At 67.9% G+C, this 14505-nt stretch carries 11 protein-coding genes and 1 pseudogene; 8 read left to right on the forward strand and 4 right to left on the reverse strand.

What is annotated here, in order from left to right; translation table 11 throughout:
* Nucleotides 1-12: 12 nt before the first annotated feature.
* Entirely contained in the window at nucleotides 13-1395 is a 1383-nt protein-coding gene (locus KDW96_RS08905) for an MATE family efflux transporter (protein WP_255840064.1), read from the forward strand.
* Nucleotides 1396-1405: 10 nt separating this feature from the next.
* Complete coding sequence (locus KDW96_RS08910) at nucleotides 1406-1861, forward strand: DUF2214 family protein (protein WP_255840065.1); 456 nt, start codon at nucleotides 1406-1408, stop codon at nucleotides 1859-1861.
* Nucleotides 1862-1919: 58 nt separating this feature from the next.
* Here KDW96_RS08910 and speA read toward each other — a convergent pair whose 3' ends face one another.
* From speA to KDW96_RS08930, 4 genes are all read right to left on the reverse strand, one after another.
* Nucleotides 1920-3833, reverse strand: a complete 1914-nt coding sequence (gene speA / locus KDW96_RS08915) for an arginine decarboxylase (protein ID WP_255840066.1) — start codon at nucleotides 3831-3833, stop codon at nucleotides 1920-1922.
* A gap of 137 nt (nucleotides 3834-3970) precedes the next feature.
* Nucleotides 3971-4342, reverse strand: a complete 372-nt coding sequence (locus tag KDW96_RS08920; RefSeq protein WP_255840067.1) for a translation initiation factor Sui1 — start codon at nucleotides 4340-4342, stop codon at nucleotides 3971-3973.
* 256 nt (nucleotides 4343-4598) lie between these two features.
* Complete coding sequence (locus KDW96_RS08925; protein ID WP_370295399.1) at nucleotides 4599-5132, reverse strand: NUDIX hydrolase; 534 nt, start codon at nucleotides 5130-5132, stop codon at nucleotides 4599-4601.
* Nucleotides 5132-6199, reverse strand: coding sequence for a DUF2333 family protein (locus KDW96_RS08930; protein WP_255840501.1), 1068 nt, complete (start codon nucleotides 6197-6199; stop codon nucleotides 5132-5134). Before KDW96_RS08930 ends, KDW96_RS08925 begins: the two co-directional genes overlap by 1 nt.
* 263 nt (nucleotides 6200-6462) lie before the next feature.
* Between KDW96_RS08930 and KDW96_RS08935 the strand changes: the two genes are divergently transcribed.
* The 6 genes and pseudogenes from KDW96_RS08935 to accC all read left to right on the forward strand — a co-directional run bounded on the left by KDW96_RS08935 (nucleotide 6463) and on the right by accC (nucleotide 14474).
* A complete protein-coding gene (locus KDW96_RS08935) occupies nucleotides 6463-8079 on the forward strand; it encodes a response regulator (RefSeq protein ID WP_255840068.1) in 1617 nt (538 codons plus the stop codon).
* 1585 nt (nucleotides 8080-9664) lie between these two features.
* A pseudogene (locus KDW96_RS22230) lies at nucleotides 9665-10174 on the forward strand (methyl-accepting chemotaxis protein); the annotation flags it as partial.
* Between the two features lie 105 nt (nucleotides 10175-10279).
* Complete coding sequence (locus KDW96_RS08945; protein WP_255840070.1) at nucleotides 10280-12055, forward strand: protein-disulfide reductase DsbD; 1776 nt, start codon at nucleotides 10280-10282, stop codon at nucleotides 12053-12055.
* 123 nt (nucleotides 12056-12178) lie between these two features.
* A complete protein-coding gene (gene aroQ / locus KDW96_RS08950; RefSeq protein ID WP_255840071.1) occupies nucleotides 12179-12622 on the forward strand; it encodes a type II 3-dehydroquinate dehydratase in 444 nt (147 codons plus the stop codon).
* Between the two features lie 23 nt (nucleotides 12623-12645).
* Nucleotides 12646-13107 carry an acetyl-CoA carboxylase biotin carboxyl carrier protein gene (gene accB, locus KDW96_RS08955; RefSeq protein ID WP_255840072.1) on the forward strand — a complete coding sequence of 154 codons (462 nt, stop codon included), beginning with the start codon at nucleotides 12646-12648 and terminating at the stop codon, nucleotides 13105-13107.
* A gap of 17 nt (nucleotides 13108-13124) precedes the next feature.
* A complete protein-coding gene (gene accC / locus KDW96_RS08960; RefSeq protein ID WP_255840073.1) occupies nucleotides 13125-14474 on the forward strand; it encodes an acetyl-CoA carboxylase biotin carboxylase subunit in 1350 nt (449 codons plus the stop codon).
* The last annotated feature ends 31 nt before the right edge of the window (nucleotides 14475-14505 follow it).

A 14505-nucleotide genomic window follows, 5' to 3' on the forward strand; every position in this document is an offset into this window, starting at 1 on the left:
GCCGGAGCCACCATGTCCACACTGCTCGCAGCCTGGCAGCACCGCCCGAGCCACAGACGGGTCTGGGCCCTGGCGGCACCGATGATTCTCTCCAACCTGTCCGTGCCCCTGGTGGCGCTGGTCGACAGCGCGGTGGTCGGCCACCTGCCCCACGCCCACCAGCTGGCGGCGGTGGCGGTCGGCGCCAGCCTGTACACCCTGCTGGCCTGGACCGTGGGTTTCCTGCGCATGGGCACCACCGGCTTCGCCGCCCAGGCGGCCGGCCGCGAGGACGGCGGCGCCCTGCGCCAGGTGCTGTGCCAGGGCCTGCTGCTGGCAGGCTCCCTGGCGCTGCTGTTGATGCTCCTGGCGCTGCCGTTCAGCGGTCTGGCCCTGTCCCTGATGCAACCCTCGGCGGCGCTCGATGGACTGGCCCGCAGCTACCTGCACATCCGCCTGCTCGGCCTGCCCGCGGCCCTGGCCAGTTACGCCCTGATCGGCTGGCTGCTCGGCACCCAGAACGCCCGCGGGCCGCTGGCCATTCTGCTGACCACCAACCTGCTCAACGTGGCCCTCGACCTGCTGTTCGTGCTCGGCCTGCAATGGGGCGTGGCCGGCGCCGCCTGGGCCTCGGTGCTGGCCGAATGGAGCGGCGCGCTGCTCGGCCTGTACCTGGCGCGCCGCGCCCTGAGCGCCTATGTCGGGCGTATCGACTGGCCGCTGCTGCGCCGCTGGGCCAGCTGGCGCCCGCTGCTGGCGGTCAACCGCGACATCTTCATCCGCAGCCTGGCGTTGCAATCGGTGTTCTTCCTGGTCACGGTGCAGGGCACCCGCCTGGGCGACGCCACCGTGGCGGCCAACGCCCTGCTGCTCAACGGCCTGCTGCTCACCGCCCACGCCCTGGACGGCCTGGCCCATGCGGTCGAGGCGCTGTGCGGCCACGCCCTCGGCGCCCGCGACCGCCTGGCCCTGCGTCGCAGCCTGATCGTCGCCGCCGGCTGGTCGCTGCTGGCCAGCCTCGGCTTCGCCCTGTTCTTCGCCCTCGTGGGACACTGGTTCATCGCACTGCAGACCGACATCGCCGTGGTCCGCGCCACCGCTTTCGTGTACCTGCCCTACCTGGCCCTGCTGCCGCTGATCGCGGTGTCGAGCTACCTGCTCGACGGCCTGTTCATCGGCGCCACCCGGGCGCGGGAGATGCGCGACGCGATGCTCCTGGCGCTGCTGCCCAGCCTGGCGCTGGGCTGGCTATTGCGACCCCTGGGCAATCACGGGTTGTGGCTGGCCTTTCTGGCCTTCATGCTACTGCGGAGCCTCAGTCTGGGTGGCTATGCGTATCGCCTGACCCGCCGCGACGCGTGGTTCGGCGCCCCCGGGCCGGCCCGCCCTCGTCCAACCGACTGCCCCACCGAGTAAGGAAACTCCCATGGCCGAAGCCATTGCCGCCTACCTGCACTACCTGTCGATCTTTGTCCTGTTCGCCCTGCTCACCCTCGAGCACCAACTGTTCAAGCTGCCCCTGGACCTGCCCCGGGCGCGCAGCCTGGTGCGCCTCGACGCCGCCTATGGCATGAGCGCGGTGCTGGTGCTGCTCACCGGCGGCGCCCGGGTCTTCTGGTTCGCCAAGGGCCTGGACTACTACCTGCACAACGGCCTGTTTCACGCCAAGCTCACGCTGTTCATCCTGGTCGGCCTGCTGTCGATCGTGCCGACCCTGGTGTTCCTCGGCTGGCGCAAGCCCCTGAAGGCCGGCCAACTGCCCGAGGTCAGCCCGAGCCAGGCCAGACGGGTGACCCTGGTCGTCCGCCTGGAACTGCTCCTGCTGCTGCTGATTCCGCTGCTGGCGAGCCTGATGGCCCGCGGCTTCGGCTTCTTCGGCTGATCCCGCGGAAACGAAAAAGCCCGGCCAAGGCCGGGCTTTTTCATGCAGCCAAGGAGGCTCAGGACGCCAGGTAGGACGAGCGGGTCAGGCCCAGACGCAGGGCGTCGAGGAACTGGGTGCGCTCGCGGGCGCTGATCTTGGCGCTGGCCACCTTGTCGCGGTAGTGGGTCATCAGCTCCTCCGGCGACAGGTGCACGTAGCGCAGCATGTCCTCGATGGTGTCGTGGGTCTCGATGCCGGCGCTGTACACGCTGCCGTCCTGGTTCTGGTAGATGTTCACCGAGTCGGTGTCACCGAACAGGTTGTGCATGTCGCCGAGGATTTCCTGGTAGGCGCCGACCAGGAAGATGCCCAGCAGGTAGTCCTCGCCCTCGCGCAGGGCATGCACCGGCAGGCTGGTCTCGATGCTCTGCTCGTCGACGTACTGCTTGATCTTGCCGTCCGAATCGCAGGTCAGGTCCTGCAGCACGGCGCGACGCAGCGGCTCCTCGTCCAGGCGGTTGAGCGGCAGGATCGGCAGCACCTGGTCGATGGCCCAGGTGTCCGGCAGACTCTGGAACACCGAGAAGTTGCAGATGTACTTGTCGGCCAGCTTGTCGTTGAGCTCGTCGAGCACCTGGCGATGGGAGCGCTGGCGCGCCTTCAGCGAGTCGTACAGGCGCCGGCACACGGCGAAGTAGCACTGCTCGGCCAGGGCCTTCTCGCGCAGCCCGACCTTGCCCTCGGCGTACTGGGCGGCCACGTCGCTGATGTAGTGGGTGGCGCGCCAGTAGGTCTCGGTGACCATCTCGATGTCGGTGGGGCCGAGCAGCTCGACCAGGTACTGCACGGTCTCCGGCAGGCTGGCCTTGTCCTCGATCACCGGCACTTCGTCGTTGTGCTTCTCCACGTCGGTGACCTGCACGATCAGCACGGCGTGATGCGCGGTCAGGGAGCGGCCGCTCTCGGAGAAGATCCGCGGGTGCGGCAGCTCCTGGGCGTCGCAGAACTCCTTGAGCATGCCCACCACCACGCCGGCGTAGTCGTCCATGTCGTAGTTGATCGAGCTGGCGTTGCGCGAGTGGGTGCCGTCGTAGTCGACCCCCAGGCCGCCGCCGACGTCGACGTGATCGACCGGCAGGCCGAGGCCGCGCAGCTCGCCGTAGTAGCGGATGGCCTCGCGGAAGCCGTGCTGGTAGTCGGCCAGGTTGGCGATCTGCGAGCCCATGTGGAAGTGCAGCAGGCGAATGCCCTGGTCCAGCCCCGCCCCGCGGAAGCGCTCGACCACCGACAGCAGCTGCGCCGCGGACAGGCCGAACTTGGACTTCTCGCCGCCGGTGTCGGCCCACTTGCTCGAGGCCAGGGACGACAGGCGCACGCGCAGGCCGATCTGCGGGGCGACCTTGAGCTCGGCCGCCTCCTCGATCACCAGCTGCACCTCGGACTCCTTCTCGATGACGATGAACACGCTGTGGCCGAGCTTCTGGCCGATCAGCGCCAGGCGGATGAACTCGCGGTCCTTGTAACCGTTGCAGACGATGGTGCCGCCCTTCGGCGCCAGGGCCAGCACGGCCAGCAGCTCCGGCTTGGAGCCGGCCTCCAGGCCGATGGAGACGTTCTGCGTGGCGATGATGTTCTCCACCACCGCCTCCTGCTGGTTGACCTTGATCGGGTACAGGGCGGTGTACTGGTTCTCGTAGCCGAGCCGCGCGATGTTGGCGTCGAAGGCGCCGGTCAGACCGCGCACCCGATCCTGCAGGATGTCCGGGAAGCGCACCAGCAGCGGCAGGCTCAGGCCGCTCTCGCGCAGCTCCTCGACCTGGGCGAACAGGTCGATCGGCGTGCTGTCCGGGCCATTGGGACGCACTTCGACGCGGCCGCTGTCATTGATCGCGAAATACCCCGCGCCCCAATGACGAATGCCGTAGACGCTGCGGCTGTCCGCGACTGTCCACTGGCTACCGTCATCTTTGCGTGTGCGTCGTGCAGACATCGAGTTCTCCCTTGCTAGAGATAGAGGCCCGGGGGTCAACCCGGGCAACAGCGGATTAGAGTGAGTGAATGAACCCAGCTCGGCAGTCGACCATCGACTTGCCGAGGAAGTTTAGAAGACTTGGGGAAATAGCCCGGCTAGCCGCCGGACTTCTTCGCCTTGAAGCCGCGTTTGAGCAGTTCGTCGAGGAGCAGCTGGACGTGATCGCCCTGGATCTCGATCACCCCGTCTTTCAGTGCGCCACCGCAGCCGCAGCGCTTCTTCAGCGCGCTGGCCAGTTCCCTGAGCGGCTCTTCGGCCAGGGGCACGCCGCTGACGGTGGTGACCGTCTTGCCGCCACGGCCCTTGGTTTCGCGGCGCACGCGCGCCACGCCGTCGCCGGCGGGAATCTGGGTCTTGCTGCAGATGCAGGCGTCCACCGGTTGACTGCAGTCGGGGCAGTGCCGACCGCTGTCGGTGGAATACACCAGGCCGCCGAGGGCGGACAATGACGAAGCTTTCTTGACCACCGGCTTGTCCTCGTAGGGGTCAGGATAGCGACTGGCTGATGGGGATCAGCCGCGAAGCCCCACTCTGGCAGGGGCAGCGCAGCCGAGCTGGACGGCTCGGGCTATAGAGGGCGCGCAGTGTAAAGGCAAACTCCGGCGATGCTAAGTACAAATTTGCGCCATACCCCGACAGATTGGCGACCCCGTCCAACATAGCGCACGCCGCTGCGCCGCGATGTTGCACATATCCGTGCACGGGCCACCGAGGTCGACCGTTTCAGGCGGCCAGGTAGCGCCGCAGCGCCTCCAGCGAGTCCGGGCAGTAGGGCTTTTCGTTGGTCTCGGCCAGCGCCTGCTGCGGCGCGATGAAGTGCGCTTCCAGCACCTCCTCCGGCTGCAGCACCAAGGGCGCGTCGGAGACTGCCGAGAACACCGCGCACCACAGGCGATTGCCCGCCTGGTCGAAGAAGAAACGCTCGTGCTCGCGCAACTCGACCCCGGCGATACCCAGCTCCTCCGCCAGCTCCCGGGTCGCGGACTCGGCATAGCTTTCCCCGGCCAGCACCATGCCGCCGGCGGCCACGTCCCAGTAACCGGGGTACAGCGCCTTGCTCAGGGTGCGCCGGTGCACGCACAGCTGGCCGGCCGAGTTGAACAGCAGGATGAAGGTGCCGCGGCCGATCAGGCCGCGCCGGCTCAGCTCGGCACGCGGCAGGCTGCCGAGCAGCCGGTCGTGTTCGTCGACCCAGGCCACCCGCTCGGCGTCGGAGGCGGCCCGGTGGGCCGCCTCGGCCGCGGATAGCGCATCCATCAGCCCTGGCTCAGCAGGGTACGCAGGTCGATGATCGCCGCATTGGCCCGCGAGATGTAGTTGGCCATCACCAGTGAGTGGTTGGCCAGCAGGCCGTAGCCGCTGCCGTTGAGGATCATCGGGCTCCACAGGGTTTCCTGGGCGGCCTCCAGCTCGCGGATGATCTGCCGCACGCTGATGGTGGCGTTCTTCTTCGCCAGCACATCGGCGAAGTCCACCTCGATGGCGCGCAACAGGTGCGAAAGCGCCCAGGCCTGACCACGGGCTTCATAGAACACGTTGTCGATCTGCATCCACGGCGTCTCGTAGATGCCCTCGGCGATGCCGCCGGTGCCCTCATCGGTCAGTGCCGGGTCCGGCAGGTCGGTGTTCAGACGCACCTGACCGACGCTGGCGGACAGGCGCTGCGACAGCGAGCCGAGGCGGGTGGCGGCGTCGCCCAGCCAGTTGTTCAGGTTGTCGGCGCGGGTGAAGAACTGCGCGCCGGGCTGGCTCGGGTCGGCCAGGCGGGCCAGGTAGCGGTCCAGCAGCTTGATGCCGTCGCGATACTCCGACTCGGACGCCGGCAGCGCCCAGCTCTTGTTGTCGAAGTTGAAACGCGGCTCGGCCTTGGCCAGGTCGACGTCCTCGGTGGACTGCGACTGCGAGCGGGAGAAGTCCTTGCGCAGCGCCCGCGACAGATCGCGCACCTGCACCAGCACGCCATATTCCCAGCTCGGCATGTTGTCCAGCCACAGGCCGGGCGGCGCCAGGTCGTTGGCCAGGTAGCCGCCGGGCTTGTCCAGCAGGGTGCTGGCGACCTCCTTGAGGGTTTCCACCGTGGTGTAGCCATTGACCATCGGCCGCTCGGCTTTCTGCGCCGCGGCCTGGGCCTGCAGCTGCACCGGGAACAGTTCGGGCTCCTGGCTCCAGTACCAGCCGACCACCACGGCCAGCAGCAGGTAGAGGCCGATCAGGCTGCCCAGCACCCGGCCGAGCCAGCCGCCCCCAGATTTGTCGCGTGCGCTCTCGCCCGAATCTTCGAGGCTGTCGCGCACACCAGCAGCGCCCTTCTTCCAGTCCAGCATGGCAAAGTCCTTCATCTACGGCATTCGGTTGTCCGACCACAATCCCCGAAGGAGGTTGCGCGGCGGTCTTGCACTATAAGGGAAGCATAGGCCGCTGCGCAGCGCCGACCGGCAAACTTAATCCCCAGGCCACGACGCCTCGGTCGGCGAGATGGTGGGCTGCCGATACGGGACCGGCGGCACTGTTTTGCCCCGCGGGCGCTGCTAGCATAGCGCCAGCACGCGGAGCGCCGCGCGCGCCCACTCGTCAGTAGACCCCGGCCATGACCGACCACATCGACCCCAGCTCCGACCGCCTCAAGCAGCACTTCGCCCAGCGCGTGATCAACCAGGCCCGCCAGGTGCTGGAGGTCTGGCAACGCCTGCAGCGTCTCGACTGGAACGAGGCGCGCATGCTCGAACTGCGCGAGGCCGCCCAATTGCTGCAGCGCTATGCCGAGCGCTTCGAACAGGCCGAGCACCGCCAGCTGGCCGAGGGCATCGGCCATTGCATGCAGGCGGTGGCCGACAACCGCGGGCGCCTCAGCAGTGGCGTGATCAGCGAACTCAACCTGCTGATGCAGCGCCTGGCGCGCACCGGCCTGCGCCACGGCGACCGCTTCGAGCAGACCGTCCTGCCGCCGCTGCGCAAACCGGTGTACCTGGCCCTGCAGCATCTGGAGCGCGCCGAGCGCCTGGCCCAGCAGCTGGAATTCTTCGGCATGACCGCGCAACCGCTGGACAGCGCCAACGCCTTTCGCGCGGCGATGCTCGAGCGCCATCCGGCGGCCATCCTCATGGAAGTGGATTTCTCCGGCCCGGGCTGCGGCCTGCAGCTGGCCCAATCGGTGCAACAGGGACTGGAGCAGAAGATCCCTCTGCTGTTCTACAGCCACGACGACACCGACACCCCGACCCGCCTGGCGGCGGTAAGAGCCGGCGGCCAGGAGTTCTTCACCGGCACCCTGGACGCCTCCACCCTGCTCGAGCGCATCGAGGTGCTCACCCATGTGGCCCAGTACGACCCCTACCGGGTGCTGATCATCGACGACTCGCGGGCCCAGGCCACGCACACCGAGCGGGTGCTGAACGGTGCCGGCATCGTCACCCGCACCCTGACCGAGCCAATCCAGGCGATGGCCGAGCTGGCCGAGTTCCAGCCCGACCTGATCATCCTCGACATGTACATGCCGAACTGCACCGGCACCGAATTAGCCAAGGTGATCCGCCACAACGAGCGCTATGTCAGCGTGCCGATCATCTACCTGTCCGCCGAGGACGACCTGGACAAACAACTCGACGCCATGAGCGAGGGCGGCGACGACTTCCTGACCAAGCCGATCAAGCCGCGCCACCTGATCGCCACGGTGCGCAATCGCGCCGCCCGTGCACGCAACCTCAAGGCGCGCATGGTGCGCGACAGCCTGACCGGCCTGTACAACCACACCCACACCCTGCAGCTGCTGGAAGACGCCCGCTACCGCGCCCAGCGCGACGGCCAGCCGCTGAGCTTCGCCATGCTGGATATCGACTTCTTCAAGAAGGTCAACGACACCTATGGCCACCCCATGGGAGACCGGGTGATCAAGAGCCTGGCGCTGTTCCTCAAGCAGCGCCTGCGCAAGAGCGACCATATCGGCCGCTACGGCGGCGAGGAGTTCGCCGTGGTCATGCCCGGCACCGACGCCCAGACCGCGCGCCAGGTGCTCGACGGGATTCGCCGGCGCTTCGCCGAGATCCGCTACCCGGCGCACCCCCAGGACCTGTCCTGCACCTTCAGCGCCGGCATCGCCGAACTGCGTGGCGACCTCGACAGCAAGCGCCTGTCCCAGCAGGCCGACGAGGCGCTGTACCGGGCCAAGCACGGCGGGCGCAATCGGGTGGAGCTGTTCGGCGACTGAGGTCAACCCAGAAAAAACTGTGAAGCCCTCCACGCTGTCACGCTAACGTCATCAAAACGCAATAAGTTCATAGACTTAGCGGTCACCCCGTGACGGGGTGATCTACACCGTCTCATGTCGGTCGAGTTCTATGCGCCTGAAATCCCTCACCAACCTCAACACCCTGCTGCTGGTCGCCGTGTGCATCGCCCTGGGCGCCACGCTCTGGTGGTCGCAACGCGCCCTGGAGCGCCCCTACCAGTTGATGGAGCGCTACCTGAGTCTGTCGCAGCAGTTCCAGCAGCAGGTCGCGCGCAACACCCTCGACTACCTCGACAGCGGCGACGCCCTGCGTCACAGCAGTGCCCTGCAGGCCATCGACGACCTGGCTCCGGCCCTCGCCGCCCTGCCCGCGCAATTGGCCGAAGGCCTGCGTCAGAGCCTCGCCGAACTGCGCGAGTTCGGCGCCGGAGAGCTGCTCGCCGCCGGCAAGCTGGCCGGCGACCCCCAGGGCCTGCTGATCCAGGCCGAACGGGAAATGGCCGGCGCCCTGGAGCAACTGGCGCAGTATGCCGACAGCGCCGATGCAGGTGCCGCCCAGGCCTACCGTCGCCCGCTGTTCGACGCGGCCCAGCACTTAGGCCGCCTGGCCCAGGCCCGCAACAAGCTGGTGAGCAGCGGCCGCGGCGAACTGCTCGACGACGTCGAGCGCGAATTGACTGCGCTGACCCGCCAGACCGAGGCGCTCGACGCGCTGCCGCTGCTGGGCGTCGCCGAGAACAGCCAGTCGGCCAGCGACGGTTTCGCCGCCCTGCTCGGCCTGGACACCGACAACGACAGCAGCCAGGCGGAGGACCGGGGCATCGCCCTCAAGCGCGACCTGGCCGGCCTGCTCGGTCGCTACCCGGCCGAGCTCAAGCGCACCCAGGCCCTGGTCGAGCGACGCGGCCAGCTGCTCGAATCCACCCGGCAACGACTGGATACCGTGCAGCAGGCCCTGGGCGCCCTGGAGCCGCTGGTGCGCGCCGAGCACGGGCGGATCCAGGCCGAGGTACGCCTGATCCAGGGCTTGATGATCGGTCTGATCCTGCTCATCGCCCTGACCATCGACCGCATCCAGCGCCGCCTGACCCGGCTGCTCGAGCGACTGGTGCCGGCGCTGTCGGCCTGGGCCGAGGGCGACTTCGGCGGGGACATCCAGCTGGACACCCGCACCCGCGAACTGTGCGACATCGAGGCCTCGCTGAATCGCCTGCGCGCCTACCTGGTCGAGCTGGTCGGCACCATCCGCGAGCACGCCGAGCAGGTCGCCGGCTCCAGCCGCACCCTGGCCGACCTCAGCGGCGGCCTGCACGCCGGAGCCGAGCGCCAGGCCGGCGACACCGGGCAGATCCGCGACGCCCTCGGCGAGCTGGAGACCACCATTCAGCAGGTCGCCGGCGACGCCAGCCAGGCCGCCGCCGCCAGCCGCGATGCCGACCGCGCCCTGGGCCAGGGTCAGCAGGTCATCGGCCAGAGCCTGAGCGGTCTGCACGCGCTGGTCGGCGAAGTGCAGGGCAACGCCCAGGCGATCGAGCGCCTGGCAACGGAAACCGCGACCATCGGTGACGTGCTGACGGTCATCCGCGGCGTCGCCGAACAGACCAACCTGCTGGCGCTCAACGCCGCCATCGAAGCGGCCCGGGCCGGTGAAGCCGGGCGCGGTTTCGCCGTGGTCGCCGACGAGGTGCGCTCGCTGTCGCAGCGCACCAGCAGCGCCACCGCGGAAATCCAGGAGCTGATCGGCCGCCTGCAACTCGCCGCGCGCCAGTCGGTGGACGCCATGCGCAGCCAGGTCGAGCACGCCGAAACCACCGCCAGCCAGGCCGAAGCCGCCGACGGCGCGCTGGACGAGATCGTCACGGCGATCCGCACCATCGCCAGCATGGCCGAGCGCATTGCCGCCGCCACCGCCCAGCAGAGCGGCGCCGTCAGCGAGATCCGTGGCCACAGCGAACGCATCCACCAGCTCGGCGGCGACAACCTGCGGCGCATCGGCGCCGGACGCGACCAGGGCGAGCAACTGCTGCGCCTGGGCGAGCAGCTGCACACCGCGGTGCAGGCGTTCCGCCTGTAATCGGCCAACCATCCGCGCCGCGGACACGACCGCTTACAGCCTGGACCCTGCCACCCGGCCGCGGCCTTGGTTATGATGCGGTCATTAGCCGATTACGAGACCTCCATGCGCCGCCTGTTCTGCCTGATCCTGCTGCTGTTCGCCCTGCCCGCCGGGGCCGGCCTGCTCGACAACCGCCCCGCCTCCGCCCCGCTGGGCACGGCGCTGAACAACAGCGCCGACTTTCTGCCGGTGCGCGAGGCGTTCAAGCTGAGCCTGGTCGACAGCTCGGCCGACTCGATCAGGCTGCGGTTCGTCGCCGCCGAGGGCTATTACCTCTACAAGCACCGCTTCAAGTTCACCACCGAGCCCGTCGATGTCGGCCTGGGCGAGGCCCGCCTGCCCGCCGGCGAGCCCAAGACCGACGAGTACTTCGGCGAAGTCGAGGTCTACTACGGCGTGCTGGATATCGAGTTGCCTCGCGACAAGCCCGGGCAGCGCCCGCTTAACCTGCAGGTCACCTACCAGGGCTGCGCCGACAAGGGCCTGTGCTATCCACCGGAAACCGAGGTGCTGGCGATCGACGGCGGCCTGAGCGCCGGCGGCGGCAGCCCTGTCACCCTGGGCGCGACCTGGGGCTGGACCGACCTGGCGCTGTTCTTCCTCGCCGGCCTGGGCCTGACCTTCACCCCCTGCGTGCTGCCGATGCTGCCGATCCTCTCCGGCGTGGTGCTGCGCGGACGCCCCAGCAACCGCCGCGGCCTGGTCCTGTCCCTTGCCTACGTGCTGCCCATGGCGGCCTGCTACGCGGCGCTCGGCGCGCTGATGGGGGTATTCGGCGCCAGCCTGAACCTTCAGGCCATGCTGCAATCGCCCTGGGTGCTGGTGCCCTTCGCCGCCTTCTTCGCCTTGTTCGCCCTGGCCATGTTCGGCCTGTTCGAACTGCGCCTGCCGGCCTTCATTCGCGAGCGCCTCGATCGCAAGGCGGCGCAGACTCGCGGCGGCACCGTGGCCGGCGCCGCCACCCTCGGCGTGCTGTCCAGCCTGATCGTCTCGCCCTGCGTGACCGCCCCGCTGACCGGCCTGCTGCTGTATATCAGCAGCACCGGCGACGCCGTCGGCGGCGGCCTGCAGCTGTTCGCCCTGGGCCTGGGCATGGGCGCACCGCTGGTGCTGATCGGCGCTGGCGGCGGCGCCCTGCTGCCCAAGAGCGGCGCCTGGATGGCCGGCGTGCGCAACCTGTTCGGCGTGATGCTGCTGGCCGTCTCGGTCTGGCTGCTCGAGCGGGTATTGCCCGGCCCCCTGTCGCTGGCCCTGTGGGGCCTGCTCGCCGGCGGCGCCGCGCTGTTCCTCGGCGCCCTGGAGCTCGGCCCGAAAACCCACCGGCAGAAGCTCAGCCAGCTGGCCGGCCTGGTGCTGCTGGTCTATGCCCTGGCCAGCTGGACCGGGGCCCTGCAGGGTCAGGACGACCCGCTGCGCCCCCTCGGTCGGCCGGCGCCCCTGGCGGGTACGCCGACCACCCAGTTCGGCGTCGAAGGCTGGCAGACGATCAGCAGCCCCGCCGAACTCGAGGCCGCCCTGGTCGCGGCCAAGACCACCGCCCAACCCTTGCTGCTCGACTGGTACGCCGACTGGTGCATCAGCTGCAAGGTCATCGAACGCGAGGTCCTCAGCGCACCGCAAGTGGGCAGCCAGTTGAGTGCGTTTCGCCTGGTGCGTTTCGACATGACCGACAGCACCCCGGCCCAGCGCGCCCTGCTCGACCGCTACCAGCTGTTCGGCCCGCCGGCGATCCTGCTGTTCGACCCCAGGGGCGAGGAATGGCTCGACCTGCGCGTGGTCGGCGAGGTGGATGCCACGTCCTTCGCCTCGCGCCTGACCCAGGCGCGCGAACGCCTTTAAGGTTCGCAGTCATATATCTGCCGCAAACTACTGACATCGTGTCGGCTATTGCCGACAACTGGACAGACCTGCGCCATCTCCGGCATAGTCGCGCGCAGCACCAGAGACCTTAGGAACACGACCATGGCCACCTTGCTGGTATTGCACGGCCCCAACCTGAACCTGCTGGGCAGCCGCGAGCCGGGCGTCTACGGCGCCACCACCCTGGAGCAGATCAACCTCGACCTGGAGCGCCGCGCCCGCGAGGCCGGCCATCACCTGCAGTACCTGCAGAGCAATGCCGAGTACGAGCTGATCGACCGCATTCACGCCGCAAAAGGCGAAGGTGTCGACTTTATCCTGATCAATCCCGCCGCTTTTACCCATACCAGCGTCGCATTACGTGACGCATTGCTGGCGGTGAGCATCCCATTCATCGAAGTGCACCTGTCCAACGTGCACAAACGTGAACCTTTCCGCCATCACTCCTACTTTTCCGACGTTGCGGTGGGAGTGATCTGCGGCCTTGGCGCCAGCGGTTACCGGCTGGCCCTGGAGGCCGCGCTTGAACAACTTGAACGGCCCTGACCTCACCTGGGAGTGGAGCAACTATGGATATTCGTAAAGTCAAAAAATTGATCGAGCTGCTGGAAGAGTCCGGCATCGACGAGCTGGAGATTCGCGAAGGCGAAGAGTCCGTGCGCATCAGCCGCCACAGCAAGCAGCCGGCCTTCATGCAGCAGCCGGTCTATGCCCAGGCCCCAGCCCCGGCACCGGCCGCTGCTCCGGCCGCGCCTGCCGCCGCTGAAGCCGCCGCCCCGGCCGCGCCCAAGCTGAACGGCACCGTGGTCCGCTCGCCGATGGTCGGCACCTTCTACCGCGCCTCCTCACCCACCTCGGGCAACTTCGTCGAAGTGGGTACGAGCGTGAAGAAAGGCGACATCCTCTGCATCGTCGAGGCGATGAAGATGATGAACCACATCGAGGCCGAGACCAGCGGCGTGATCGAATCCATCCTGGGCGAGAACGGCCAGCCGGTGGAATACGATCAGCCCCTGTTCACCATCGTTTGAACCGGGGAGAGCCTGCGATGTTGGAAAAAGTCCTGATCGCCAACCGCGGCGAGATTGCCCTGCGCGTGTTGCGCGCCTGTAAGGAGATGGGCATCAAGACCGTGGCGGTGCACTCCACCGCCGACCGCGAATTGATGCACCTGGCCCTGGCCGACGAGTCGGTCTGCATCGGCCCGGCAGCCGGCACCCATTCGTACCTGAATATCCCGGCGATCATCAGCGCCGCGGAAGTGACGGGCGCCACCGCCATCCACCCCGGCTACGGCTTCCTCGCGGAAAACGCCGACTTCGCCGAGCAGGTGGAGAACTCCGGTTTCGCCTTCGTCGGCCCGCGCGCCGAGACCATCCGCCTGATGGGCGACAAGGTCTCGGCCAAGGATGCGATGATCAAGTCCGGCGTACCCGTGGTCCCCGGCTCCGACGGCCCGCTGCCGGAAGACGAGGAGACCGCCCTGGCGATCGCCCGCGAAGTCGGCTACCCGGTGATCATCAAGGCCGCCGGCGGCGGCGGTGGTCGCGGCATGCGCGTGGTGCACAAGGAAGAAGACCTGATCAAATCGGCCAAGCTGACCCGCAGCGAAGCCGGTGCGGTGTTCGGCAACCCGATGGTCTACCTGGAGAAGTTCCTCGGCAATCCACGTCACGTGGAAGTCCAGGTGCTGTCCGACGGCCAGGGCAACGCCATCCACCTGGGCGATCGTGACTGCTCGCTGCAGCGCCGCCATCAGAAGGTCCTGGAAGAAGCGCCCGCCCCATTCATCGATGAACAAGCGCGCGCCGAGGTGCTCGATCGCTGCGTAGCCGCCTGCATCGAGATCGGCTACCGCGGTGCCGGCACCTTCGAGTTCCTCTATGAAGACGGCAAGTTCTACTTCATCGAGATGAACACCCGGGTTCAGGTGGAGCACCCGGTCACCGAGATGGTCACCGGCGTCGATATCGTCAAGGAGATGCTCAGCATCGCCGCGGGCAACAAGCTGTCGATCAAGCAGGAAGACGTGGTGATCCGTGGCCACGCGCTGGAATGCCGGATCAACGCCGAAGACCCGGACAACTTCATGCCGTGCCCGGGCAAGGTCAAGCACTTCCATGCCCCTGGCGGCTTTGGCGTGCGGGTCGATTCGCACCTGTACAGCGGTTATACCGTGCCGCCGAACTACGACTCGCTGATCGGCAAGCTGATCACCTACGGTGCCAGCCGTGAAGAGGCGCTGGCGCGCATGCGCAACGCCTTGGAGGAGATCGTGGTCGACGGTATCAAGACCAACATCCCGCTGCACCGCGACCTGGTCATCGACAAGGGCTTCTGCCAAGGTGGCGTGAACATCCATTACCTGGAAAAGAAACTGGGTATGGACAAGCACTGACACTGCCATGTCGAACCACAAGGGCTGCCCA

This window comes from Pseudomonas benzenivorans, from assembly GCF_024397895.1.
GTDB classification, from domain to species: Bacteria; Pseudomonadota; Gammaproteobacteria; order Pseudomonadales; family Pseudomonadaceae; genus Aquipseudomonas; species Aquipseudomonas benzenivorans_A.